Below are 24,741 nucleotides of genomic sequence, written 5' to 3' on the forward strand. Positions count from 1 at the left end.
GGTCGGGAGGGGGCGCCGTCGTCGTCCGTGGGCCCGCTCCTGGCTCTGGTCGGGTCGAGGAGTGGGGGCCGGAGGCCTCCGCGACGAGGCCCGGGATGGGCTCATCGCAGGTCAGGGACGGCCCCTGGCCGCGGTGTCGTCCGGAGGACGACGGTGTGACGGCCGCTCAGATCCGGCCGCGACGGGCGACCGGGACCAGGCGAAGCGCGAGCAGCGCGGTCAGCACCGCGGCCACCTGCATCGGCACCCAGGCCTGGGTCGAGCGGGCCGCGGTGGCCATGAGGAAGGGGACGGCGAAACCGAGGTAGGCGCAGGCCAGGAACACCGAGGTCAGCTCGCCCCGGCGGGTGGGCGCGGCCAGCCGGCCGGTCTCGGTGAGCCCGGCCGCCAGGCACAGCCCGCCGCCGGCACCGAGCAGCGGGGCGGCGGCCACCAGCCACGGCCAGTCGTCGGTGGCCACGAAGAGCGCCGCGCCGGCGTACCCGGCCGCACCGAGGGCGGCGCCGGTGACGGCGGTCCACGAGCCCAGCCGGCGCTGCAGGCCGGCCACGAGCGTCCCGGCGCCGAGGGTGACGCCGGCGAGGACGCCGGTGACCGCGACCCCGCCGGCCGGCAGGTCCCCGAGCAGGGGGACGGCGGAGATGACCGACGACGGGAACGCGTAGACGCAGACCGCGACCGGGGCGAGCACGGTGACCGCGAGGCCGAGGTTGCCCGGCGGCAGCAGCGGGACGGCGGGGTCGCCGGAGTTCCGCCGTCCGCCGGGCCGCGGCACGACGGTCTCCGGCAGCCGCACCGCCAGGGCCAGCCCCACGCCCACCAGAACCGTGTGCAGCAGGTAGGGCAGCACCGTGGGCGCCGGCGCGAACTGGCCGAGCAGGCCGCTGGTGAGCGGGCCGAGCGAGAAGCCCGCCGTCATCGCGACCGCGGCCCGCCGTCCCCCGGCGCCCTCCCCGGAGGCGGCCGACAGCTCGGCGACCCAGGCGCTCGCGACGCTGAACACCACGCCGCTGACCACGCCCTGCAGGAACCGAGCGGTGAACAGCAGCACCAGCGACCCGCCGGCCGCCGCGAAGGCCAGCGACGCCAGCCCGGCGAGGACGACGCCAGGGAGGGCGACGCGGCGGCGGCCCAGCCGGTCCGACAGCGGGCCGGCCAGGAACAGCGCCGGCACCAGGCCCGCGGCATAGCAGCCGAAGAGCGCGGTGAGCACCTCAGGGGAGAGGTCGAGCCGGTCTTGGTAGACCAGCAGGAGCGGTGTGGGGACGTTGGTGCCGGCCGCGACCGCGAACAACGTGAACACCGCTCGCCTCCAGGCCACCGCGGCACCCTACGGAGCCGGCGCGGACTCCGCGCGCGACGTGCGGGGAGGCCGCTGCCGCGCCGCCGTCCGCCGAGGGGCAGACTGCCTGTGCCGACGGCGACGAACGAGGAGGATCCCGTGCGCGATGCGGTCATCTGCGAGCCCCTGCGGACGCCGGTGGGCGGTTTCGGCGGCTCGCTGCGCGACGTCCCGGTGCAGGACCTGGCCTCGACGGTGATCCGGGCGCTCATGGAGCGCACCGGGCTGCCGCCGGAGTCTGTGGACGACGTGCTGCTGGGGCACTGCTACCCGACGATGGAGGCCCCGGCGCTGGGCCGGGTGGCGGCGCTGGACGCCGGGCTGCCGGTGACCGCCGCGGGCATCCAGCTCGACCGGCGCTGCGGCTCGGGGCTGCAGGCGGTGCTGTACGCGGCCATGCAGGTGCAGACCGGTGCGGCTGAGGTGGTGCTCGCCGGGGGCGCGGAGTCGATGAGCAACGCGCCGTTCTACACGCACGCCATGCGCTGGGGGGTCAAGGCCGGACCCGGGGTGCTGCTGGCCGACGGGCTGGCCCGCGGCCGGGTGACCGCCGGCGGGGAGCACCACCCGGTGCCCGGCGGGATGCTGGAGACCGCGGAGAACCTGCGCCGGGAGTACGCGATCTCCCGCGCCGAGCAGGACGAGTACGCCGTCCGCAGCCACCAGCGCGCCGCCGCCGCGGTCGAGGCCGGCCGGTTCGCCGACGAGATCGTGCCGGTGACGGTCAAGCAGCGGAAGGGCGAGACGGTGGTCGACCGCGACGAGCACATCCGCCCCGACTCCAGCGTGGAGACGCTGGCCAAGCTGCGCCCGATCATGGGCAAGGACGACCCGGAGGCCACGGTGACCGCCGGCAACGCCAGCGGGCAGAACGACGGCGCGGCGGTGTGCGTGGTCACCAGCCCGGAGAAGGCCGCCGAGCTGGGCCTGCGGCCGCTGGCGCGGCTGGTGTCGTGGGCGGTGGCCGGGGTGCCGCCGAAGACGATGGGCATCGGGCCGGTGCCGGCCACGGCCAAGGCGCTGGCCCTGGCCGACGTGAAGCTGGCCGAGGTGGACCTCATCGAGCTCAACGAGGCGTTCGCCAGCCAGGTGCTGGCCGTGACCCGGGAGTGGGGCTTCACCGACGCGGACTTCGAGCGGACCAACGTCAACGGCTCGGGCATCTCGCTGGGCCACCCGGTGGGCGCCACCGGCGGGCGGATCCTGGCCACCCTGACCCGGGAGATGGCCCGCCGCGACGCCCGCTACGGGCTGGAGACCATGTGCATCGGCGGCGGCCAGGGCCTCGCCGCCCTCTTCGGGCGCGTCTGAACAAGGACCCCCTGCCGCCACTGTGGAAGGACCCCGTCCTCCCCACCCCTCGCGAGCTCGGGGCGGAGCCCGGGACGGGGCCAGCGGCGGGACCTGCAGGGGGCCGGCCCTTGCCCCCAGCTGACAGGACCTGCCGCATGCCCACCCCCACCGACCAGCAGCGCGTCGCGATCGTCACCGGGGCGGCCCGGGGCATCGGCGCTGCCATCGCGCGGCGGCTGGCCGAGGACGGCTTCGCGGTGGCCGTGGTCGACCTCGACGAGGCCTCGACCGCCGACACCGTCCAGGCGATCGAGGCCGCCGGCGGGCGCGCGCTGGGGGTCGGCGCCGACGTGGGGGACGCCGACCGCGTGCCGGCCGCCGTCGCCCGGATCGCCGCCGAGCTCGGCCCGCCGGTCGTGCTGGTCAACAACGCCGGGGTCACCCGCGACAACCTGCTGTTCAAGATGACCGACGCCGACTGGGACGTCGTCATGCACGTGCACCTGCGCGGCTCGTTCCTCATGACCCGTGCGGTGCAGCAGCACATGGTCGCGGCCGGCTGGGGCCGGGTGGTCAACCTGTCGAGCACCTCGGCGCTGGGCAACCGCGGCCAGGCGAACTACGCCGCCGCCAAGTCCGGGCTGCAGGGCTTCACCAAGACCCTCGCCCTCGAGCTCGGCAAGTTCGGCGTCACCGCGAACGCAGTCGCCCCCGGCTTCATCCAGACCGAGATGACCCGGGCGACCGCCGAGCGCATCGGCCGCGACTGGGAGGAGTACGTGGCCGAGCGAGCCGCGGCGATCCCCGTCCAACGGGCTGGCGTCCCTGCGGACATCTCTCACACCGTCTCGTTCCTCGTCAGCGAGGGCGCCGGCTTCGTCTCCGGCCAGGTCGTCTACGTGGCCGGCGGCCCCCGCACCTGACGGCCCCCCTGCAGAAGCCCACCGCGAGCTCGCGAATGGCGGGGGCAGGGGGGTCCTTCTTCACGTCCGGAGCGGCTCCCACCGGCCGGTCAGCGCGCGCTCGACGGCGTCGGCCATCCGCCGCACGTCCTCCGCGGTCCGCCCGGCGGGCACGTCCTCGAGGGACTGGGCGGTCAGCGCCGCGCACTGAGTCCGCACCGCCTGCCGCTGCGGCTCGGTGCGTGCCTGCCAGCCCACCTCGGCCAGCAGTGCGAACAGCCGCTCGACGACGGTGGTGTCCTGCCGGCCGTAGCTGCGGACCTGGGTGACCGACAGGTCCAGCAACGCGGCGTGGTCCCACGACGGCAGCAGCAACCGCGGGACGCCGTCGTCACCGGACACGCGCCGGTGCCAGGTGTCGCGCAGGCTCAGCTGCGCCATGAGCGCCGAGACGTGCGAGAGGGCGTGGACGGCCGTCGTCGGGTCGTTGATGCCCGGCGACAGCGCGCGGGCGGCGATGTCGACGAGCTTGCGCAGCCCGTAACTCGGGTCGGCTGCGGCAGACCGCTCGACGGAGAGCTCGACGTACCGCTCCAGGGCCGTCGCTAGCTCCTCGACCGGGAGCGGCGCCACTCCGTCGTCGTCGACCCACGCCCAGGCCAGCGGCGTCCCGGCCACCACGGAGTCCCCGGGCCGGCGGTCCAGCCGCAGCACGGCACCACGCCGGGACAGCTCGGCCACCAACGGCTCCTCGGCGGTCCGGACGAGGAAGCCGCTGCGACGGGCACACACCGGCCAGGCGGACGCCGGCACGTCGGACAGCGGCTCGTCCGGGGAGTCGTCCGAGGCCAACTGCGTCCCCAGCCGCGTGATCGTGGCGGTGGCTTCGGTGGAGACGTCGCCCATCATCGTCTCGACGCGCAGTTGCCTGGTCTGGTGGGCGAGGAAGGTGACCAGCGCGGCGACCGAGGCGAGCGCGAGGACGAACCCGGCGGTCACCGACAGGCGGGGCACGAAGGCCGAGCCGCCGTCGGAGTCGCCGGCCGAGCGCACGCTGCGCAGCACGACCAGCGCGTAGACGAAGGTCCCGAGCAGCACGCCGAGGCAGACCTGCACGATGCGGTCGCGCACGAAGGTCTGCAGCAGCCGCGGGCTGTACTGACTGCTGGCCAGCTGCAGCGTCACGATGGTGAGCGAGAAGAGCAGCGTGGTCACCGAGATGACCGACCCGGCGATCGTCGAGAGGATGCCCCGCGCAGCCGACGGGCCGCCCTCGAAGACGTAGGCCAGCGGCTCCTCGCCGGAAGCCTGCAACGCCTCGTCGAGCAGTGGCAGTGCTCCGCCGAGGACGACCGCCAGCACCACGGCTGCCGCGGGCAGCGGCCAGAGGGCGCCGGTGACCGCGTCACGGACGCGGGACGGCCTGCTGGTCCGCCGCCTCACGACGACGGGTCACGGTCGGGGTAGCGGGCGCGGGCCAGGGCGTACACGCCGAAGGCGGCGAAACCGGCAGCGACCGCGCCCAGCAGCCACGGCCCGGCGCCGACCGCGGCGATGGCGGTCATCGCGCCGTCCAGCCCGGTGGCGGTGGAGACGTCGGCGGTGGTGCCCGCCCGCCACAGCAGCACGCCGACCAGCCCGAACGCGATGCCCTTGGCGACGTAGCCGATCCGCCCGACGGCCTCGATCAGCGGCTCCCACCGGTCGGGCGCGGTGGGCAGGTCGATGTCCCGCATGAAGCCGCCGGTCAGCCCGCGCACCAGCGTGTACAGCCCGACGGCGACCACCCCGGCGGCGACGGCCAGCACCAGCGCCGTGCCGCCGGGCAGCTCGAGGGTCTCGCCGGTCAGCTCGCGCAGCCGGTCGTCGGCCTGGTACTCCAAGCCCAGCGCGAACAGCAGCGCGGTTCCGCCGAGGACGGCGTAGACGGCGGCCTTGGCCAGGCACTTGGCGCAGACGACCGCCGTCCGGAGCCGGTGCTCGCGGTCGAGCAGTCCCCGCCACCACAGCAGCACCTCGCCGCCCTGCCACAGCGCGAGGGCGAGCATGCCCGCCCCGATCGACCAGAGCAGCACCGTGCCGCCGGGGGTGCCGGCGACCGCCTGCAGGGCCCCGGTCTGGTCGGCGTCGGTGCGGCTGCTGCCGCGGGCCAACTGCACCGCCAGCCAGCCGATGAGCAGGTGCAGGACGCCGTAGGCGACCAGGCCCACCCGGGCGACCGCCTCGAGCACCGGGTGGTCGGTGACCTCGCGGGCGTTCTCGACCAGCCGGTGGACGCGGTCGAGCAACGGGCGGGCGGAGGGCACGCAGACGATCGTGCGCGACGCGACTCAGGTGCGCTCGGGGTAGCGGGCGCGGACGAAGCAGTACGCACCGAACGCCGCGATGCCGATCGCGACCAGGGTGAGCAGCACCTTGCCGAAGGGGGCGTCGAGGATGGTGCGCAGGGCGCCGTCGAGGCCCGTGGCGCGGGCCGGGTCGAAGGTGGCGGCGGCGTAGACCAGCAGCCCACCGACCACCACGAGGGAGACGCCCTTGGCGGGGAAGCCCGCCTGCCCGAGGCGGGTGACCAGCCGGGTCGTCTGCGGCGAGGCCGAGCGCAGGTCGACCTCCTCGAGGAACTTCTTGGAGACGCCCTTGTTCACGAGGTAGACGCCCACGCCGATGACGACCAGGCCGATCAGCCCGACCAGCCAGCGCCCGGCCGGCCAGCCGAAGACGCCGGCCGCCTGTTGCTGACCCCCGCCGCCACCGCCGCCGGTGGCGGTGCGGACCGCCAGGACGGCCAGCGCGGCGTAGAGGACGGCCTTGGCGACCGCCTTGACGGTCTTCTCCACGGCCTTCTTCCGGGCGTCCCCGGACGACGACAGCCGGCTGCGCCAGCGCAGCACCTCGGCCGCCTGCCAGGCCGCCAGCGCGACCAGCCCGACGGCCAGCAGCCACAGCAGCGGCCGGCCCAGCGGCTGCTCGGCCAGCGTGGCCAGCGCGCCGGCCTGGTCGGCGGACTGGCCGCTGCCCCCGCCCCAGGCGAGCTGCAGCGCCAGCCAGGCGACCACCAGGTGGACCACGCCGTAGGCGATGAGGCCGATGCGCGCGAGGTGCTCGAGGGCGTCGCTGTCGCCCGCCCGGCCGGCCGCGCCCGCGGCCCGCCCCGTCGTCCCGCCCATGACCGGCTCCTCCCCGACCGCTGCACCGTCTGCCGCGGACTGATCAGCGTGGCACAGCGCGGGTCCCGCCGCTGGGGACGCCGTCCCACTGCCGCGGCGAGATCGGCGATCTCGCCGGTCACCCCTCCGCACGGACCCGCCGCGAGCCTGCGAGCGGCGGGGGGCAGCGGGGTCCTGCCTCAGCCCACCGGGTGGCGCGCGCGGGCCAGGCAGTACACCGAGAAGGCGGCCAGGCCGACCGCGACCACGACCAGGACCCAGGCGCCGTGCGGCTCGGCGGCGACCGCCCGCAGCGCGGCGTCCAGGCCGGTGGCCCGCGCCGGGTCGAAGGTCGCCGCCGCTCCGGCCACCACCGCGCCGACCAGCACGAACGCCACGCCCTTGAGCACGAACCCGGCCTGGCTGGCGCGGTGGGTGAGGGCGCACAGCGCCGGGGAGACGGTGGAGAGGTCGATCTCGTCGAGGAAGGCCGACCGCAGGCCCTTGCGCCCCTGGTAGACGCCGATGGCGACCACGACCAGGCCGACGACGACGACCAGCACCTGGCCCCCGGGCTAGGCGAGCACGCCGCGCACCGCCCGGGTGTCCTCACCCAGCCGGCCGCCGGAGCCGAGGGCGACGCGGGCCGCGGAGGACGCGAGGAAGCCGTAGACCACCGCCGTCCCGAGGGTCTTGCCCAGCTGCACGACGGCGCGGCGCCGGTCGGGGCCGGGGGCGGGGAGCCGGCGGTGGTGGCGGAGCACCTCGACGGCCTGCCAGAGGCACAGGCCGGCCAGCCCCGCGGCCAGCAGCCACAGCAGCGGACCCACGGGGGAGTCGGCGAGCAGCGCCATCGCGCCGCTCTCGTCGACGGCGGCGCCGCGGTCGGCCGGCCGCGGCCGGCCCGCTCGCCAGGCCAGCTGCACCGCCAGCCAGGCGACCAGCAGGTGCAGCAGCGCGTAGCCGACCAGGCCGACCCGGGCCACCGCGCGCAGTGTCGTGCTGTGCGCGGCTCGGTGCGCGAGCGAATCGCCCTCCGCCGGACCCGCCTCCGGTCGCCACCGCTCTCCCCGCTCCACCTGCCGCGCTGCTGCGGCACACCTCGCAGGGTGACACGGCTCGCGCCGGGACGCCGCGACGGTGGGGGACACTCTGTCCCGTGGCGAGTGGTGCAGCGGGAACGGCGGTGCAGCGGACGAGTCCGGAGCAGGCCCGGCGAGCGTGGCCCCGGTGGCTGGCCGGCGGGGTCGCGCTGCTGGTCGTCGCCGCGGTCGCCGTCGTCTGGGCCGACGGCGGAGCCCGGCTGCTGCTCGGTGTGGGCGGCGCGCTGCTGGCCTGGCGCGGTGGGCAGCTGGCGGCCGAGGGCGGCCGGCGCCGGGCGCAGGGTGCGGCGGTGGCCGGAGCCGGCGTGCTGGCCCTCGGCCTCGCCTCCGTCCCGGTGGCGCTGGCCGGCTGGGTGCTGCTGGTCGCCGTCCCGGCGGGGCTGCTGGGCGGGGCGCTGACGCTGCTGGGCCGCGGTGGGGCGGTGCGCCGCAGCGGCCAGGCCGCGCTCGTCTGGTGGGCGCTGGTCACCGGCCTGCTGGTCGTCACCGGACTGGCCGCGGGCTGGGAGCGCGCGGCCGCCGGCGCGACCGTCGTCGGGGCCCTCGGGCTGGGCCTGCTCGGCGTCGTCCTGCTGGTCGGCTCCTCGACCCTGCGCGCGATCGCCGCGCAGCCGGCACCGGTCCGGCCGGCGGCCTGCGCCGGCTGCGCCTGCGGCGCCGGAGGGTGCGGCATCCCGCGCTGACCGGCGGGGCAGCTCCGGCCGGTCCCGTACCGGTTCACCGCCCGTCCCGCGGGGCACCCCTCCGGGCGTGAGCGGACACGTCTTCGTCGTCGGGGCGGACCTCCGGCGGCTGGTGTGCGACGACGTCCTCGTGCCCACCGACCGGTCGCTGCGGGTCACCGCCGAGTGGGGCGAGCTGCTCCCCGCAGACGTCGTGCGCAGCGAGGACGACGACGGCCTCTGCCTCGGTCTCGACTGGGACGGCGACGAGCGGGTGCTCGGGGTGCCCGGCGGCCGGACGGGGGACACCGGGCGGCAGCTGTGGCTGGTCGACACCGTCGACGAGCGGGAGCGCGACCCCGAGGACGCGCTGCGCTGGCTGGTCGACGGGGCGCGGGAGGCGCTGGCCGCCGTCGCCCGTCGCAAGGTGCCGACGCCCGTGCACGGCCGGGCCCGCCGGCTGGTCGCGCTCCCGGCCCTGGGGACCGGCTGGGGCGCCGCCGCCGGGCAGCGCGGCACCCTGCTGGCCCGGCTGCTGCCCGTGCTGCACGAGGGCGCGGACGCGCACGGCTTCGACATCGCGCTGGTGCTGCGCGGCCCCAGCGACCTGGCCGCGGCGCAGCGGGTGCGCCGGGCGGAGCCCGACGGCTGGGACCTGCCCGAGCACCTCCAGCAGCTGGCCCGCGACCTCGGCGAGCGGGCCCGCCGGGGGCAGCTGGCCGCCTTCGTCGGCGCCGGCGTCAGTGCCGCCGCGGGTCTACCCACCTGGGAGCAGCTGCTCGACGAGCTGGCCGGGCGCTCCGGTCTGGACGACGGGCTGCGCGCCGGGCTGTCCCGGCTGCCGGCCCAGGACGCCGCGGCGCTGCTGGCCCGCGAGCTCGGGCGGCAGCAGCTGGAGTGCTTTGTCAAGGAGCGGTTCGGGCCGGGCCACTACGCGCTGGCGCACGCGCTGATCGCCGACCTGCCCGTGCAGGAGTTCGTGACCACCAACTACGACCCGCTGGTCGAGCTCGCCGCCGCCGACATCGGCCGCCGGCTGTCGGTGCTGCCCTTCGACGACGCCGTCCCGGGCCGGCCGTGGCTGCTCAAGCTGCACGGCGACGCCGCGCACCCGGAGAGCATCGTGCTCACCCGTGAGGAGTACCTGCAGTTCGGCGACTCGCGGGCCGCGCTGGCCGGGGTGCTGCACTCGCTGCTGCTCACCCGGCACGTGCTGTTCGTCGGCACCTCGATGCAGGACGACGACCTGATCCGCATCGCCCACCAGGTGCGCAGCGCCATCCAGGCCCCCGGCGCGGACCCGCGGCGGCGCAGCGGCACCGTGCTGGCGCTCCGCGATGACCCCGCCCGCGCCCGGCTGTGGGAGCAGGACGTGCAGACGGTGGCCATCGCGCCGGCCGACACCCCGCCTGCGGAGGCCGCCCGGGTGCTCGAGGTGCTGCTGGACTGCATCGGCTGCCTGTCCACCCCGCCGACGGGCTACCTGCTCGACCCGGCCTACCGCGGCATGCTCTCCGAGGAGGAGCGGGTCCTGGCCGCCGCGCTGGAGCAGGTGGAGCGCGCCGTGCCCGAGGAGGCGTCGTCCTCGGCGGTCGGGGAGGTCGCGGCGCTGCTGCGCCGGCTGGGCTCCCGGGCGTGCGCACCGAGCGGACTGCCGCCGGACGAGGCCAGTGACCCGCGCGACGACCGCCTGCAGCAGCAGCGCCCCGGCTGAAGCAGGACGGGGTCCTCCGTGTGAGGGGCAGGCGGCCTGGGCAACCAAGACACCCGTGCGCCGACCCCGACTCGAGAACAGCCACCTCCTGCTCGCCAGGGGCTACGGCTGGTTGCCCGACGCCCGCCGGGCGCGCGGCAGCCGCACCGTCGCCGCCCGGCTCGGCGGCCTGCCCGTGCTCGGCATCGAGGGGCCCGACGCCGCCCGGTTCCTCTACGACGAGGACCACGTGCGCCGCTCGCACGCCATCCCGGAGCCGGTGCAGGGGACGCTGTTCGGCAAGGGTGCGGTGCACACCCTCGACGGCGAGGCGCACCGCACGCGCAAGGCGCTGTTCGTGTCCCTGCTGACGGACGACGACCGGATCGCCGCCCTGGTCGACGCGGCCACCGCCGCCTGGGACGCCGCGGTCCCCGGCTGGGCGCGTCGCGGGGAGGTCGTGCTCTCCGACGAGGCCGCCGAGGTGATCACCCGCGCCGTGTGCGACTGGGCCGGAGTGCCCCTGGCCGACGACGAGGTGCCCTCGGCGGCCCGGGACCTGACCGCGATGGTCGACGGCTTCGCCACCGCCGGGCCCCGGCACTGGCGGGCCCGCCGGGCGCGCGGCCGCCGCGAGGCGTGGCTGGCCCGGCTGGTGGAGGACGTGCGCGGCGGCGCGGCTCCGGTCCCCGACGGCTCGGTGGTCGACGTCGTCGCCCGGCACCGCGACGCCGACGGGGAGCGGCTGGACCCGCGCACCGCCGCGGTGGAGGTGCTCAACGTCGTCCGCCCGACCGTGGCGATCAGCTGGTTCCTCGCCTTCTCCGGGCACGCGCTGGCGCGGTGGCCGCGGTATTGCGGGCGGCTGGCCACGGGCGAGCCCGCCTTCGCGGCGGCCTGGGCGCACGAGGTCCGCCGCTTCTACCCGTTCGCGCCGTTCATCGGCGGGCGTGCGCCGCGCGAGGTCGAGTGGGACGGCGAGCGGGTGCCGGCGAAGTCCATGGTGCTGCTGGACCTGTACGGGCAGAACCACGACCCCGAGCTGTGGGGCGACCCCTACACCTTCCGGCCCGAGCGCTTCCTCGCCCGGGAGGTCGGCGCGTTCGAGCTGGTGCCCCAGGGCGGCGGCGACCTGCGCACCGGCCACCGCTGCCCGGGCGAGCAGGTGACCGTGGCCGTCCTGTCGGCGCTGGCCGTGCGGCTGGCCCGGCTGCCGGCCGACGTCCCGGAGCAGGACCTGTCGATCTCGCTGCGGCGCATCCCGGCGAAGCCGGCCAGCGGCGTGGTGCTGCGGGTCCGCGGGACCGGCTGAACCGGGTCGGTCGCGCTGCGTCGCGGGCGCGCCGGAGGCGACGCCGGGCGTCGTCCCCGCGTGGTCTCATCGCCGCGACCGCACGGACGAGGGGGCCGACATGGGCAGGTGGCTGGCGCCGCTGGTGGGCGTGGTCGGGCTGCTGACGCTCGTCGCCGGCGTGGTCTGGGCCGAGCTGGACATGGACACCATGGGCGGCGTGCCCCTGGTCGGGGCCGGCGGCGTGCTGCTCCTGGCCGCGGCGGTCGTGGCCTACACCGTCGAGGGGACGACCCGCCGCCGCGACGCGCTGCCCCACCGCTGAGGCCCGATCGGCCCCTCTGCAGGGTCCCGCCGCGAGCTTGCGAGCGGTGGGGCAAAGGGGTCCTTCTTCAGGCGAGGCGGGTGAGCTCCGCGGGCAGGTCGCCGGGGGAGAGGACGCCGAGCCGCTGGGTGGCCCGGGTGAGCGCCACGTAGAGGTCGTTGTGCCCGCGCACCCCCTCGTCGAGGACCCGCCGCGGGTCGACGACGAGCACCGCGTCGAATTCCAGCCCCTTGGCCTCGCCGGGGGTGAGGACGACCGGACCCCGTGACGAGTCGGCCTCGGGTCCCGACGTCACGCCGTCCAGCCGGGCCGCGACCGCCGCGGCGACCTCGGCGAGCCGGCTCGCGGGGACGACCACCGCGGTGGTGCCCTCCGGCCCGGCCCACGCCTCGACCACCTCGGCCGCCCGCGCGGCCAGCCCGGCCTCGCCGGTCACCTCGGCCCAGGGCGCCGTGGTGCCGGGCCGGACCGAGCGCGGCGCGCTCGCCCGGGTGCCGCCGGCGGCGAGCACGTCGGCCGCGACGGCCATGATCTCGGCCGGCGTCCGGTAGTTGACCGTCAGCTCCTCGAGCCGCCAGGAGTCGCCGACGTGCGGCCGCAGCGTCTCGTCCCACGCGACGGCGCCGGCCAGGGTGCCGGTCTGGGCCAGGTCGCCGACGGCGGTCATCGACCGGGTCGGGCAGCGGCGCACCAGCAGCCGCCAGGCCATGGGGGAGAGCTCCTGGGCCTCGTCGACGACGACGTGCCCGAAGGTCCAGGTGCGGTCGGCGGCGGCGCGCTCCGCGGTGCTCCGGGTGTCGACGGTGCGCTGCCGCTCGGCCAGCTCCTCGGCGCCGATGAGGTCACCGGCGCTGAGCACCTCGGCCTCCAGGTGCTCGTCCTCGAGGTCGATGGACCGCGAGCCGTGCAGCACGTCGAGGGTCTCCTGCGCCTCGGCCAGCCGGCGGCGGCGGTCCCGCTCGGCGCGGGCCCGCTGCGCGCTGTCGTCGAAGCCGAGCAGCTCCTCGGCCTCCTCCAGCAGCGGGACGTCGGCCGGCGTCCACGCCGCTGGGTGGGTGGGAGAAGGACCAGGCCGGTGCAGCAGCGCGCGGGTCCCGTCGTCCCACCCCGGGGTGGCGGCGGCGACGCGGGCGGGGTCGGCGAACAGCTCGGTGAGCAGCCGCTCGGGGGTGAGCACCGGCCACAGGTCGTCGACCAGCAGCCGGACGGCGGGCTCCTCGGCGACCTCGCGGCGCAGCGCCGCGGTGTCCTCGCGGTCGAGCAGGTCGACGCCGCCGTCGATGCCCGTCCCGATGCGCTCGGCGTAGCGCCGGGTGAGCAGGTCGACCACCCGGCGGGCGAACACCGGCCGGGCCAGGTTGTGCAGCCGCTCGGCCTTGCGGGCGGCGTTCTGCGCCCGCTTCACGTCGACGGGGCGCAGCCGCAGCACGAACCCGTCGACGGTCACCTCGACGGGGGAGCCGGGCACCACCTGCCGGTCGGCGACGGCCCGCTCGAGCACCTGCACCATCTCCAGCCGGCCCTTGACCGCGGCGGTCTCCGGCGACTCGGTGCCGCGGGCGTCGAGGCCGGGGCGCAGCTGTCCCAGCCCGGCGAGCAGCACGCCGGTCTCGCCGAGCGAGGGCAGCACGTCGGCGATGTAGCGCAGGAACGTCGGGGTGGGGCCGACGACGAGCAGGCCGCGGCGGGCCAGCCGCTCGCGGTACGTGTAGAGCAGGTAGGCCGCGCGGTGCAGCGCGACGGCGGTCTTGCCGGTGCCCGGCCCGCCCTGGACGACGAGCACGCCCCGGTCGTCGGCCCGGATGATGCGGTCCTGCTCGGCCTGGATGGTGCGGACGATGTCGGTCATCCGGCCGGTGCGCGCGGTGTCCAGCGCGGCCATGAGCGCGGCCTCACCGGTCAGGCCGGAGGTGGCGAGCCCGTCGGTGAGCACCTCGTCGTCGAGCCGGACGACGGTGCGGCCGCGGGTGCGGATGTGCCGGCGGCGGGCCACGCCGAGCGGATGCACCGGGGTGGCGGTGTAGAACGGCCGCGCCGCGGGCGCCCGCCAGTCCACCAGCGCCGGGTCGCCGCCGGCGTCGTCGGCGGCCAGCCCGATGCGGCCGATGTAGAGCGGACCGTCGTCCGTGCGGTCGATCCGGCCGACGCACAGGCCGGCTTCGGCGGCGTCGAGGGCGGTGACCCGCTCGGTCTGGAAGCGCACCGTGGCGTCACGCTCCTGCAGCGCCTGCGGGTCGACCGCCGGCCAGGCGATCGCCTGCTTCAGCCGCCGCTCGGCCAGGTCGCGGGCGGCGTCCAGGCGGCCGTAGAGCTCCTTGACGTACTGCTGTTCGGCGTCGATCTCGGGGTGGGGTACGACCTCGGGCTGCGTCGTCGGCACTGCGCGTCTCTCTGTCGGCACTCGTCTCCGGGAAACGGACGAACGTCCATGGTGCCCACACATTCCCGGCGCGGGGTCCAGGCGCCGCCGTGCGGTCGGCCACGGGCGAGGCGTGCCCGTCAGGGGGCGGGCAGCGCGGCCAGGGAGCCGACCAGCCGGTCGGCGAGCTCCACCGGGCGGCTGAGCGCCACCAGGTGGCCGCCGGGCAGCTCCTCGACCGGCAGGCCCAGCCGCTCCGCGGCCACCCGACGCTGGAACCCCACGGGGAAGAACCGGTCGTCCCGGCCGGCCAGGACCCGGGTGGGGACGTCGGGCCAGCCGGGCATCGGCCACGGCTCGGTGAACGGCGTGCCCGACTGGGCGAACGGGACAGGGGCGGTGGCCAGCACCTCGGGCGGCACGTCGTGGATGAAGGCGTCCTCGTCCAGCGGCCAGCCGTGCGCCCGCGCGGCCTCCGCCCGGGCCGCCTCGTGCCCGGTCGCCGCCCACCACTCGCCGCCGGTCTCGCCCGGCCGCGGGACCATCGCGTTCAGCAGGACCAGCAGGTCGACGGGCCTGCGGGTGCAGACCAGCGGCGCGGTGAGCCCGCCCATCGACTGGCCGACGACGACCAGCGGCCCACCGGGCGAGCCGGCGGCGGCGTCGAGGACGGTCTGCGTGTACCGCTCGAGTCCGGCGGTGTCGTCGCCGGCGGGCAGGTCGACGGCGACCGCAGTACCGCCCCGCCGCTCCAGCTCGGGCACCAGCCGGTGCCAGTACCAGGCCTGGCCACCGGCTCCGGGGACGAGGACGAACGTCGCGCGCACGTCGTCCTGACCGTCGGTGCGGGCCGGACTCATCGCCGGGCGGACGGGCGCACCGGGACGGGGGACGGCGGCTTCACGGACTCCAGGCGCAGCAGGGTGGTCACGCGGGACGCGCTGATGCGGGGCAGCGTGCGCAGCACCTCCTGCAGCTCCCGGGTGTCGGCGGCGGCGACATGCACCCCGGTGAGCACGCCGTGCTGGGCGACCACTGACCGGTCGGGTCGACGTCGAGTGGCGGCTGGTCGTGGTCTCCGCGCCCCGGAGACCACGACGACCCGCGACTCGACGACGGGACGGGTGGGAACCGAAACCCCGAGGTCATCTCCGTGACACGTCGGCTACCTACCGTCGGCGGTGCGACCCCAGGAGGTGCCCCATGAGCCCGACGACCACCGATCCCCGGACCGACCCCCGGCTCCGGCGCAGCGCGCGCACGCGCCGCCCGCTCATCGACCGCAGCGCCTGGACCTGCCCGAACTGCCAGCGGGAGACCCTGCCGCCGCGCAAGCGCTGCGCGGACTGCGGCACGTCTCGCTACTGAGGAAGGACCACCCTTCCCCCCACGCCTCGCAGGCTCGGGCGGAGGGTCCCTGGAGGGCGGTCGTTCCGGCACCCCACCAGGCTCGGGCCGAGCCCCGGGAGGGGGCCGACTCGGCAGGGAGGCCTCAGCGGGCGGGGGGTGCGCCGCGCAGCCGGACGACGGCGGCGCGGTGACGCCGCCGGCCGGCCAGCCGCCAGGCCAGCCGCGTCGACGCCGGCAGCCCGGCGAGCAGCCGCGCCCGGTCGGCGGCGGACGCGTCCTCGAGCGCCAGGCCGAGGACCAGCGACCGCTCGCGCCGTGACAGCGGGCAGCGCGCCGCCCGCGTGACCTCCGCCCACGCCGCGGGGGACAGGTGCGCGGCGAGCAGCGGCAGCAGGTCGCGCTCCTCCTCGGCGGTCTGCGCGTCGACGGCGTCGGCGAGGTCCAGGCAGGCCAGCGTGAAGGTGTCGCGGGCCCGGTCCGAGGCGGCGACCGCCCACTGCCGCGCGGCGGTGGACAGGCCGCGCAGCCGGACGTCGAGACCGGCGACTGCCGCGGTCCACCGCTGCACCGGGGGCAGGGCGGCGGGCGCCGCGCGCACCAGGGCCGGCCAGAGCAGCTCGCGCTCGACCGCGTGGTGGTGCAGCAGCAGGCGGCCCAGCAGGTCGGCGTGCCGGGTCAGGGCGCGGGTGCGGTCGGCGTCGTCGGCGGGGGCCCACGCGGACAGCTCGGCCAGCAGCCGCAGCTCCCGGCGCACCAGCCGGTGCAGCAACAGCTCGGAGGCGACCGCGCGGCAGGCCGGGACGCCGCCCGGGGGACCGCCGGGGGCCGTCCGGAGGGGGAAGCGGGGGAGCGCCGCGGCGGCGGGCATGGGGCACCTCGGGGGAACTGGGTCCGGGACCCCGCGAGCGTAGGGACGGCCGGTGCCCGCCCGACAGGGCTCTCGGTCCCTGTCCGGTCCGGCAGCGGATCACGACTCGCGGAGGGAGGAGGGACAGGAGGCCCCCCGGACGGTTACGTTTCGGCGGTGAGCGTGATCGCCCGCAACCGGGTCCGCGTGAGCGGGGTCGACGACGGGCGGCCGATGGTCTTCGCGCACGGGTTCGGGTGTGACCAGGAGATGTGGCGCCTGGTCGTCCCGGACTTCGAGGTGGACCACCGCGTCGTCCTGTTCGACCACGTCGGCTCGGGCCGGTCGGACCTGTCGGCCTACCAGCCGGAGAAGTACGGATCGCTGCACGGCTACGCCGCCGACGTCGTGGAGATCTGCCGGGAGCTCGAGCTCGACGACGTCGTCTTCGTCGGGCACTCGGTGAGCGCGATGATCGGCGTCCTGGCCGCGGCCTGCGCCCCGGAGCTCTTCGGTGCGCTGGTGATGGTCGGGCCCAACCCGCGCTACGTGGACGACGGCGACTACACCGGGGGCTTCTCGCGGGAGGACGTCGCCGCGCTGCTGGAGTCGCTCGACAGCAACCACCTGGGCTGGTCGGCGGCGATGGCGCCGGTGATCATGGGCAACCCCGACCGGCCGGAGCTGACTGCCGAGCTGACCAACAGCTTCTGCCGCACCGACCCGGACATCGCCCGGCAGTTCGCCCGGGTCACCTTCCTGTCCGACAACCGCGCCGACCTGCCCGGCGTCCGCGTGCCCACCCTCGTCCTGCAGTGCAGCGTCGACGCGATCGCCCCCGAAGTGGTCGGCCGGTACGTGCACGAGCAGGTCCCGGGCAGCGTCCTCACCCGGCTGGCCGCCACCGGGCACTGCCCGCACCTGTCGGCGCCGGAGGAGACGACGGCGGCGATCCGGGCCTTCCTCGGGTAGTGCGCTTCGTGGACGAGCCGCGGCGACCGGACCCCCGGGAGGGTCCCGCCGGGCTGCGCCGGCTGCTCGAGGACGACCCGGCCGACCTGTACGAGAATGCCCCGTGCGGCTACTTCTCCGCGCTCCCCGACGGGCAGATGGTCAAGGCCAACCGCACCTTCTGCGAGTGGACGGGGCGGCCGGTCGGCGAACTGACCGGCCAGCGCTTCCAGGAGCTGTTGAGCATCGGCAGCCGGGTGTTCTACGAGACCCACCTGGCGCCGCTGCTGCGGATGCAGGGGATGGTGCGCGAGGTCGCGCTCGACGTCGTCCGCGCCGACGGGTCGGTGCTGCCGTGCCTGCTCAACGCGGTCGAGGTGCGCGACGAGGTGGGCGCGCCGCTGCTGGTCCGGGCGACGGTGTTCGAGGCGACGTCCCGGCGGCGGTACGAGCGGGCGCTGCTGGCCGCGCAGCGGGCCGCGGCCGAGTCCGAGCGCCGGGCGCACACGCTGCAGCAGGTGGTGTCGGAGGTCTCGGTGGCCGTCTCGGCGCGCGACGTGGCCGAGGTGATCGTGCGCCGCAGCCGGGAGGCGGTCGGGGCCAGCGGCGCCGCGCTGTGGCTGGCCGGCGAGCGGCGGGCCAGCCCACGACCCGAGCCGTCGGTGCCGCCGCTGGAGCTGGTCGCCGTCGACGGCATCGCCCCCGAGCTGCTGGAGGCGATGGAGGCCGCCGCGCTGGGCGGCGCGGAGCTGGTGCGCGACGGCGGGGTGCACACGGTGCCGCTGGGCGCGGGGCTGCGGGCGGTGTGGCCGGGACTGGCCGTCGCCATGGAGGAGGCCGGGCAGGAGGCGCTCGTCGTCGTCCCGGTGGACGCCGACCACCGGCACCTCGGTGCGCTGGTGCTGCTCCTCGGGGTGACGGGGGACAGCGGGCTGATCGATCTGACCGCCCCCGGGGAGCGGGGGCACCTGATCCAGGCCGACGCCGACCTGCTGGCCACCGTCGGCCGCCAGGCGGGGCAGGCGATCGAGCGGGTGCGGCTGTTCGAGGAGACCACGCGGCAGGCGGAGCGCTCGGCCTTCCTGCTCGACGCGGCCCGGCTCATGGCCTCCGCCGGCGACGTGCCCGAGACCGCGGAGCGGCTCGCCGAGCTGGCGGTGCCGCGGCTGGCCGACGTCTGTGTCATCGACCTGGCCGTCGAGCACGGGCTGGTCCGCGCGGCCGCCCGGCACGGCGACCCGGCCCGCCAGCACCTCGCCGTCGGCCTGCAGGAACGCCACCTGCCGCACTCCGGGTCGCCGCACCCGGCCGTGCAGGCCGTGGAGCTGGGCCGGACGGTGTGGATCCGCGAGGTGACCGACCGGTGGCTCGCGCAGATCACCGCCGGCGAGGAGCACCTGGGGGTCGCCCGCGCCCTCGAGCTGGTCAACCTCGTCTGCGTCCCGCTGCTCGCCGACGGGCGGGCGCTCGGCGTCCTCAGCCTGGGCAGCGACCGGCGGCGCGGGCCGTTCACGCCGGCCGACGTCGAGGTCGCCGAGCAGCTGGCGCTGCAGGTGTCGCAGGTGGTGGACAAGGCGCAGCGGCTGGAGCTGGAGACCCGCACGTCGCACACGCTGCAGGACAACCTGCTGCCCCCCGCGCCGCCGCCGGTGCCCGGGCTGGCGGCCGCCGTCCGCTACCTGCCGGCCAGCCGCGGCGCGGACGTGGGCGGGGACTTCTACGACGTCGTCCCGCTGCCCGGCGGGCAGGTGGCGCTCGCCGTGGGGGACGTCGTCGGGCACGACATCACCGCGGCCGCCGTCATGGGGCAGCTGCGCAGCGTCTACCGGGCGCTGCTGGCCGACCGGCCGCCGCCGAGCGCGGTCATCGACCGGCTGCAGGCGAGCTGGTCGCTGATGGGCCTGCAGCGGATGGCCACCGCGCTGTTCGGGGTGCTCGACCCCGGCACCGGCCGGCTGCGGATGGCGTCGGCCGGGCACCTGTCCCCGCTGCTGGTCGGCTGCGGGACGGCGGAGCTGCTCGACGTGCGGCCCAGCCGGATGCTCGGCGCGCCACCGGCGCCGGGCCCCGCGGTGGAGTGGGCCGGGGTGCTCGCGCCGGGGGCGACGCTGCTGCTCTACACCGACGGGCTGGTGGAGAGCCGGGACGCCGACATCGACCAGGGCCTGGCCGCGTTGATCGAGGCCGCGCGGGCCGCGGGCACCACCGACCCCGACGAGCTGTGCGACCGGGTGCTGGCCGAGCTCGCGAGCGGGGTGCGCGCCGACGACGTGGCGCTGCTGGCCATCGGCCGACGCCCCTAGCGCCTGCCCCCTCCGCGGGCCACCATCAGGACAGGCACGTGCGGCGCGGGAGGCGGCCATGGAGCGTCGACCCAACCCGGTGACCGAGTCGATCGACGGGGCCACCGGCGACATCACGATGTCCGGCGACGCGATGCGCTGGTCGCCGGAGCTGGCCGAGGGGCAGGCGCGCGGGGTCGCGGCGCCCGGTGCCCTCCCGGGGGTGGACGTGGCCGCCGGCTTCGGTGCGCTGCTCGGCCTGGACGGCCCGGGCGTGCGGCGGCTGGTGTCCGGCGCGGTGACCTCGCTGGCGACCGTGGCCGGGGACGTCGTCGCCGAGCTGCGGCAGCTCACCCGCGGCCCCGAGGAGGGCGAGGACGACGACGCCGTGCCGGGCGCCCCGCCGTCGTCGTCCCCCGGCTGACCGGGGCTCCCGGAGGCCGCCGCGCTGCCCACGCTGACGCCCTGTACAACCGAGGGGGCACAGCCACACCGACGTGGGGAGTCGCACCGCATGAGCAGTCCGCTGACCCTGGCGCCCGCGCCGCCGTCCGAGGCCGCCGAGGAGGTCCGCGCGCAGGTGCGGGAGTTCCTCGCCGGGGAGCTGGCCGCGGGCTCCTTCACCACGCACGTCGACACCTGGTTGTCCGGCGTCGACCCGGCGTTCTCCCGCAAGCTCGGTGAGCGCGGCTGGCTGGGGATGACGTGGCCGAAGCAGTACGGCGGGCACGAGCGCTCGGCGATGGAGCGCTACGCGGTGACCGAGGAGCTGCTGGCCGCCGGCGCCCCCGTGGCGGCGCACTGGATCGCCGACCGGCAGTCCGGCCCGAACCTGCTCCGCTACGGCACCGAGGCGCAGCGGCAGGCGATCCTGCCGCGGATCGCCGCGGGGGAGTGCTACTTCGTCATCGGCATGTCCGAGCCGGACTCCGGCTCCGACCTCGCCTCGATCCGCACCCGCGCGGCCCGCAACGGCGACGGTGACTGGGTGGTCAACGGCGCCAAGGTGTGGACGTCGAACGCGCACCACTCGCACTACGCGATCACGCTCGTGCGCACGGGCCCGCCCGGGGAGGGCCCGCGCGGCAAGCACCAGGGCCTGACCCAGCTGCTGGTCGACCTGTCCCTGCCGGGGATCAGCATCAACCCGATCCGCATCCTCGACGGCGGCCACCACTTCAACGAGGTCGTGTTCGACGACGCCGTCGTCCCCGGCGACATGCTGCTCGGCGAGGAGGGCGCCGGCTGGCACCAGGTGACCGCGGAGCTGGCGTTCGAGCGGTCGGGACCGGAGCGGTTCCTGTCGACCTACCCGCTCCTGGCGGAGTTCGGCCGACGGGCCTGCGACACCGGCGACGGCGCGCAGCTGGCCGCGCTCGGCCGGCTCTCGGCGCGGCTGCTGGCGCTGCGCCAGCTCTCGCTGCGGATCGCGGCGGCGCTGGACCGCGGCGAGCTGCCCGACATCCCCGCGGCACTGGTCAAGGACGTCGGGACGACGTTCGAGGCCGACGTGGTCGACGAGGTCCGCCGGGTGGTCGACGTGACGCCCTCGCTGGACTCCCCCGACCCGCTGGGGCGGGCGCTGGCCGAGGCGCAGCTGCACGCGCCTGGCTACACGCTGCGGGGCGGGACCAACGAGATCCTCAGGGGCATCGTGGCGCGCGGGCTTGGACTGCGCTGATGGCCTCCGACCAGGACCTGGTGATCGAGACCGTCCGCGACATCCTCTCGGCTCACGAGCCGTTCGCGCTCACCGCGGACACCGCCTGGGACGCCGGGTTGTGGGCCGACCTGGCGGAGGCGGGGCTGACCGGGGTGGGGCTGCCCGAGGAGGCCGGCGGCTCGGGCGGTGAGCTGGCCGACGCGGTGGCCGTCGTCCGCACGCTCGCCGCGGGGGCCGGGGCGGTGCCGGTGGCCGAGCAGCTGCTCGCCGCGGGCCCCGCGCTGCTGGCCGCGGACCTCGACCTGCCCGACCCGGCGCAGCCGCTGACGCTGGCGGTCGCCGGGGCGGTGCACGCCGAGCCGTCGGACGACGGCGACGGGCCGGGGCGCTGGACGCTCACCGGCACCGCGACCGACGTCGCGTGGGCCGGGGTCGCGCGGCACGTCGTCGTCCTGGCGCAGCCGCCCGAGGGCATCGAGGGCGCGGTGCTCGCGCTGGTGGACGCCGAGGGGTTGGCGACCAGCGACGCGCGCAACCTGGCGGGGGAGCCGCGCGGGTCGCTGGTCCTCGGGGGTGCCCCGGCGTCCGGCGCGCTGCTGACCCCCGCGTACGCCGGCGAGGTGCGGGCCCGCTACGCGCTGGCGCGGGCGGTGCAGCTGGCCGCGGCGCTGGAGCAGGTGCTGGCCTGGACGGTGCAGTACGCCGGGGAGCGGCACCAGTTCGGCCGGCCGCTGGGCAGGTTCCAGGCGGTGCAGATGGAACTCGCCGAGATGGCCGGCGAGGTCTCCGCGGTGACGGCGTTGGTCGACGCCGCCGTCCAGGCGCTCGAGCGGGGGGAGGACGTCGTGCTCCCCGCGGCGGCGGCGAAGGTGCGGGCGGGGGCGGCGGTCGAGGTCGTGGCGCGGCTGGCGCACCAGGTGCACGGCGCGATCGGGTTCACCCAGGAGCACAAGCTGCACCACCTCACCCGCCGGCTGTGGTCCTGGCGCGACGAGGCCGGCTCGGAGCTGACCTGGTCGCAGGTGCTCGGCGTGGGGCTGCTCGCCGAGGGCGGCGACGGGCTCTGGCCGGCGCTGACCCGGGTGGTGTGAGGACGGCCCTCCCGAGCGCGCGGCGGGACCGTGCACGGGGCCGCGGTCTGCCCTGCGCCCCTCCGTGCCGGGGGCCGACCCGCGGTCTCCGCGTGGTCGCTGCGACCTCGGTCGGACGGGACCGGGCGGTGACACCCGCTCGTCCGGGGGCCGCTGCGCTCACCCGGTCTCGGGTACCCGCAGGTGGGCGAGCACGAGGTCGAACTCGGCCACCTCGAGGATCTGGCTGTCCATCGTGGCGGCGAACTCCTCCCGGACGGCCGTGGCGTCGGTCCGGGAGCGTTCCAGGGTCATCCGGTCGGCGTAGGTCACCGAGCCGGCGGCCCGCCCGACCCGGCGGTCGACGAGCAGGCTGGCGCTGCAGAAGCCGCCGAGCTCCTCGAGCCGCGGCAGCAGGCTCACCCGGTACGCGTCGAGGGCCTGCTCCACCCGGCTCGGGTCGGTCCGGGTCCAGGTGACCCGGGTGCAGGCGCCGTCGGGTGCCTCGTGCACCCGGTGCAGGACGGCGATCTCCCACGTGCGCAGCTCCACCTCGCCGCCGAGCATCTCGGCGAACCGGGTCCGCAGCGGCCGCAGCTGCTCGCCGGTGCCGGCCATGGCCGCCTCGTCCTTCCAGGACGTGGTGGCGATGCAGCGCCCGGTGTCGCGGTCGGCGAGCATCGACAGGCCGACGTAGCCGGGCAGGCCCTCGACCGCGGGCATGACCCTGTCCCGCAGGAAGGCGACGCCGTCGTCGATCGCCTCCGGGTCGCCGTGGACGGTGGCGGTGCGTGCGTACACGTGCTCTCTCCTCTCCCGGCGGGCCGGCCGGGACGGTCCCGGCCGACCCCGCTGGGGTCACGCGGTCTCGGGTACCCGCAGGTGGGCGAGGACCAGGTCGAACTCCCGGACGTCGGTGACGGCCAGGCCCATCCCCGTCGCGAAGTCCTCCCGCAGCGCGCGGGCGCTCTCGCGGTTCTCGACCATGTCCTCCCGGCTGTCGTAGGTGACTGCCGATACGGCCATGCCCTCGGCCGGGTGGGTCATGAGGCTGACGCTGCAGAAGCCGGCGAGGTCGTCCAGCCGCGGCATCAAGCTGATCCGGAAGGCGTCGATGGCGCGCTCCATGGCGTCGGGCTCGCCGCGGATCCACGTCACGCGGGCGCACGCGCCGTGGTGGGCCTCGTGACGGCGGTGCATGGCCGACACCTCCCACTCGTGCACCTCGTACTCGGCGCCGCCGAAGACCTGGATCGCGCGGTCCCGCATCGGCCGCACCCCCTCGGCGCTGGCCTGCATCGACTCCCGGTCACGCCACGACGTCGTGACGATGCACGTCCCGGACTCCCGGTCGGCGAGCATGGACAGGCCGACGCAGCCGTCCATGCCGCGGACGGCGGGCATCATCTCGTCGCGCACGTAGTCGGTCCCCGCGTCGATCGACTGGGGGTTGCCGCGGATGGTGGTCGAGCGTGCGTACACGGCACCGCTCCTCTCCGTTGCGCTGGAGTTACCGGACGGCGGTGCTCGCGCGGCATCGCCGCGCCGCCCAGCGTCCTCGCGCGGGCAGCCGGTGGCAACGACCCGGCGCGTCCGACCGGCACCGGCCCGTCCGCTGAGAGGGTCACGGTCCTGCCGGTGGCCGCCGTCCGCCCGGAGGGGGCAGCATGCCGGGGTGACCACCTCCGGCGACCTCCACGGGCACACCCACCGCCTCGACCTGGCCGACGCCACCGTCCGCGAGTGGGACGCGACGGTGGTGGCGGCCGACCCGGAACAGGGCATCGTGCTCGACCGCAGCGCCTTCTACCCCGGTGGCGGCGGGCAGCCGCCGGACGAGGGCGTGCTGCTGTGGGGTGGCGTCCGCACCCGCATCGCCGGCACCCGCAAGGGCGACGAGCTGTACCTGGTGCCGGTGGAGGGCGACCCGGTGCCGCCGCCGGGCACCGCGGTCCGCGGTGCGCTGGACGACGAGCGGCGGACGGCGCTGATGCGCACCCACTCCGGCCTGCACGTGCTGACCGGCGTCGTGCTGCGCGACTTCGGCGCGAAGGTCACCGGCGGCAACATGGAGCCGCTGACCGCGCGCATGGACTTCGACCTCGCCGAGGTGCCGGCCGACTTCAAGGACCGCGTCGCCGAAGCGGTCAACGCCGAGATCGCCGCCGACCGCCGCATCGAGGTGCGGACGCTGCCGCGCGAGGAGGCCTACGCGATCCCCGACCTGATCCGGACGGCGACCGACCTGCTGCCGCCCGACATCGAGCAGGTCCGGATCGTCGACATCGTCGGCCTGGACCTGCAGGCCGACGGCGGCACGCACGTGGCCTCCACCGCGATGGTCGGCCGGGTCGAGGTGGTCAAGATGGAGAACAAGGGCCGCGGGTTCCGCCGGCTGCGCATCCGCGTCGTCTGAGCAGGCGCCGCGGGCGGCCCCGACGGCTCGCACGGGCGATGCCCGG

At 76.5% G+C, this 24,741-nt stretch carries 25 protein-coding genes; 13 read left to right on the forward strand and 12 right to left on the reverse strand.

What is annotated here, in order from left to right; all coding sequences use genetic code 11:
• Positions 1–166: 166 nt before the first annotated feature.
• A complete protein-coding gene (locus tag BLW63_RS03225; RefSeq protein ID WP_091151441.1) occupies positions 167–1,303 on the reverse strand; it encodes an MFS transporter in 1,137 nt (378 codons plus the stop codon).
• 138 nt (positions 1,304–1,441) lie between these two features.
• Here BLW63_RS03225 and BLW63_RS03230 point away from each other — a divergent pair, with 138 nt between their 5' ends.
• Both BLW63_RS03230 and BLW63_RS03235 read left to right on the forward strand, forming a co-directional pair.
• Positions 1,442–2,653: an acetyl-CoA C-acetyltransferase gene (locus BLW63_RS03230; protein ID WP_091151443.1), complete on the forward strand. Its 1,212-nt coding sequence runs from the start codon at positions 1,442–1,444 to the stop codon at positions 2,651–2,653.
• 137 nt (positions 2,654–2,790) lie between these two features.
• Positions 2,791–3,558, forward strand: a complete 768-nt coding sequence (locus tag BLW63_RS03235; protein WP_091151445.1) for an SDR family oxidoreductase — start codon at positions 2,791–2,793, stop codon at positions 3,556–3,558.
• A 60-nt stretch (positions 3,559–3,618) separates the two neighbouring features.
• Here BLW63_RS03235 and BLW63_RS03240 read toward each other — a convergent pair whose 3' ends face one another.
• From BLW63_RS03240 to BLW63_RS03260, 5 genes are all read right to left on the reverse strand, one after another.
• Positions 3,619–4,980: a DUF2254 domain-containing protein gene (locus BLW63_RS03240; protein WP_091151447.1), complete on the reverse strand. Its 1,362-nt coding sequence runs from the start codon at positions 4,978–4,980 to the stop codon at positions 3,619–3,621.
• On the reverse strand, positions 4,977–5,843 hold the full coding sequence (locus BLW63_RS03245) for a DUF1206 domain-containing protein (protein WP_091151449.1): 867 nt from the start codon (positions 5,841–5,843) through the stop codon (positions 4,977–4,979). The genes BLW63_RS03240 and BLW63_RS03245 overlap by 4 nt, the downstream gene beginning before the upstream one ends.
• 24 nt (positions 5,844–5,867) lie before the next feature.
• Positions 5,868–6,704 (reverse strand): DUF1206 domain-containing protein, encoded by an 837-nt coding sequence (locus BLW63_RS03250; protein WP_091151452.1) that lies wholly within the window; start codon positions 6,702–6,704, stop codon positions 5,868–5,870.
• A 179-nt stretch (positions 6,705–6,883) separates the two neighbouring features.
• Positions 6,884–7,246 carry a DUF1206 domain-containing protein gene (locus BLW63_RS03255; RefSeq protein ID WP_091151454.1) on the reverse strand — a complete coding sequence of 121 codons (363 nt, stop codon included), beginning with the start codon at positions 7,244–7,246 and terminating at the stop codon, positions 6,884–6,886.
• A gap of 12 nt (positions 7,247–7,258) precedes the next feature.
• Positions 7,259–7,669 (reverse strand): DUF1206 domain-containing protein, encoded by a 411-nt coding sequence (locus BLW63_RS03260; RefSeq protein WP_170856622.1) that lies wholly within the window; start codon positions 7,667–7,669, stop codon positions 7,259–7,261.
• A 173-nt stretch (positions 7,670–7,842) separates the two neighbouring features.
• Here BLW63_RS03260 and BLW63_RS03265 point away from each other — a divergent pair, with 173 nt between their 5' ends.
• From BLW63_RS03265 to BLW63_RS03280, 4 genes are all read left to right on the forward strand, one after another.
• Positions 7,843–8,469, forward strand: coding sequence for a hypothetical protein (locus BLW63_RS03265; protein WP_139263461.1), 627 nt, complete (start codon positions 7,843–7,845; stop codon positions 8,467–8,469).
• Between the two features lie 67 nt (positions 8,470–8,536).
• Positions 8,537–10,162, forward strand: coding sequence for an SIR2 family NAD-dependent protein deacylase (locus BLW63_RS03270; RefSeq protein WP_091151461.1), 1,626 nt, complete (start codon positions 8,537–8,539; stop codon positions 10,160–10,162).
• A 55-nt stretch (positions 10,163–10,217) separates the two neighbouring features.
• Positions 10,218–11,453 carry a cytochrome P450 gene (locus BLW63_RS03275; protein ID WP_091151463.1) on the forward strand — a complete coding sequence of 412 codons (1,236 nt, stop codon included), beginning with the start codon at positions 10,218–10,220 and terminating at the stop codon, positions 11,451–11,453.
• A gap of 100 nt (positions 11,454–11,553) precedes the next feature.
• Positions 11,554–11,757 carry a hypothetical protein gene (locus BLW63_RS03280; protein WP_091151466.1) on the forward strand — a complete coding sequence of 68 codons (204 nt, stop codon included), beginning with the start codon at positions 11,554–11,556 and terminating at the stop codon, positions 11,755–11,757.
• A 67-nt stretch (positions 11,758–11,824) separates the two neighbouring features.
• Here the strand turns inward: BLW63_RS03280 and BLW63_RS03285 are convergent, their stop codons facing one another.
• The 3 genes from BLW63_RS03285 to BLW63_RS03295 all read right to left on the reverse strand — a co-directional run bounded on the left by BLW63_RS03285 (position 11,825) and on the right by BLW63_RS03295 (position 15,152).
• Positions 11,825–14,137 carry a HelD family protein gene (locus BLW63_RS03285; protein WP_091151469.1) on the reverse strand — a complete coding sequence of 771 codons (2,313 nt, stop codon included), beginning with the start codon at positions 14,135–14,137 and terminating at the stop codon, positions 11,825–11,827.
• Between the two features lie 119 nt (positions 14,138–14,256).
• A complete protein-coding gene (locus BLW63_RS03290) occupies positions 14,257–14,976 on the reverse strand; it encodes an alpha/beta fold hydrolase (protein WP_170856623.1) in 720 nt (239 codons plus the stop codon).
• Positions 14,973–15,152 (reverse strand): hypothetical protein, encoded by a 180-nt coding sequence (locus BLW63_RS03295; protein WP_091151471.1) that lies wholly within the window; start codon positions 15,150–15,152, stop codon positions 14,973–14,975. Before BLW63_RS03295 ends, BLW63_RS03290 begins: the two co-directional genes overlap by 4 nt.
• A gap of 167 nt (positions 15,153–15,319) precedes the next feature.
• Here BLW63_RS03295 and BLW63_RS26610 point away from each other — a divergent pair, with 167 nt between their 5' ends.
• Positions 15,320–15,484, forward strand: coding sequence for a hypothetical protein (locus BLW63_RS26610; RefSeq protein WP_170856624.1), 165 nt, complete (start codon positions 15,320–15,322; stop codon positions 15,482–15,484).
• Between the two features lie 124 nt (positions 15,485–15,608).
• On the opposite strand, the gene BLW63_RS03300 is transcribed toward BLW63_RS26610, so the two are convergent.
• The gene (locus BLW63_RS03300; protein WP_091151473.1) at positions 15,609–16,334 is read right to left on the reverse strand and encodes a hemerythrin domain-containing protein; all 726 of its coding nucleotides are present in this window, start codon (positions 16,332–16,334) and stop codon (positions 15,609–15,611) included.
• Between the two features lie 156 nt (positions 16,335–16,490).
• On the opposite strand from BLW63_RS03300, the gene BLW63_RS03305 reads away from it, so the two are divergent.
• The 5 genes from BLW63_RS03305 to BLW63_RS03325 all read left to right on the forward strand — a co-directional run bounded on the left by BLW63_RS03305 (position 16,491) and on the right by BLW63_RS03325 (position 22,300).
• Positions 16,491–17,285, forward strand: a complete 795-nt coding sequence (locus BLW63_RS03305; protein ID WP_091151475.1) for an alpha/beta fold hydrolase — start codon at positions 16,491–16,493, stop codon at positions 17,283–17,285.
• Complete coding sequence (locus BLW63_RS03310) at positions 17,285–19,567, forward strand: SpoIIE family protein phosphatase (protein ID WP_244522324.1); 2,283 nt, start codon at positions 17,285–17,287, stop codon at positions 19,565–19,567. Before BLW63_RS03305 ends, BLW63_RS03310 begins: the two co-directional genes overlap by 1 nt.
• Positions 19,568–19,625: 58 nt before the next feature.
• A complete protein-coding gene (locus tag BLW63_RS03315; RefSeq protein WP_091151477.1) occupies positions 19,626–19,970 on the forward strand; it encodes a hypothetical protein in 345 nt (114 codons plus the stop codon).
• 90 nt (positions 19,971–20,060) lie between these two features.
• A complete protein-coding gene (locus BLW63_RS03320) occupies positions 20,061–21,227 on the forward strand; it encodes an acyl-CoA dehydrogenase family protein (protein WP_091151478.1) in 1,167 nt (388 codons plus the stop codon).
• Entirely contained in the window at positions 21,227–22,300 is a 1,074-nt protein-coding gene (locus tag BLW63_RS03325; RefSeq protein ID WP_091151481.1) for an acyl-CoA dehydrogenase family protein, read from the forward strand. The genes BLW63_RS03320 and BLW63_RS03325 overlap by 1 nt, the downstream gene beginning before the upstream one ends.
• Before the next feature lie 159 nt (positions 22,301–22,459).
• Here the strand turns inward: BLW63_RS03325 and BLW63_RS03330 are convergent, their stop codons facing one another.
• Together BLW63_RS03330 and BLW63_RS03335 are read right to left on the reverse strand one after the other, a co-directional pair.
• On the reverse strand, positions 22,460–23,080 hold the full coding sequence (locus BLW63_RS03330; RefSeq protein WP_091151483.1) for a hypothetical protein: 621 nt from the start codon (positions 23,078–23,080) through the stop codon (positions 22,460–22,462).
• 57 nt (positions 23,081–23,137) lie between these two features.
• On the reverse strand, positions 23,138–23,761 hold the full coding sequence (locus tag BLW63_RS03335) for a hypothetical protein (protein WP_091151485.1): 624 nt from the start codon (positions 23,759–23,761) through the stop codon (positions 23,138–23,140).
• A 193-nt stretch (positions 23,762–23,954) separates the two neighbouring features.
• Between BLW63_RS03335 and BLW63_RS03340 the strand changes: the two genes are divergently transcribed.
• Positions 23,955–24,695: an alanyl-tRNA editing protein gene (locus BLW63_RS03340; RefSeq protein WP_091151487.1), complete on the forward strand. Its 741-nt coding sequence runs from the start codon at positions 23,955–23,957 to the stop codon at positions 24,693–24,695.
• Positions 24,696–24,741: the final 46 nt, after the last annotated feature.

It is taken from the genome of Geodermatophilus africanus (assembly GCF_900107105.1).
Lineage (GTDB): Bacteria > Actinomycetota > Actinomycetes > Mycobacteriales > Geodermatophilaceae > Geodermatophilus > Geodermatophilus africanus.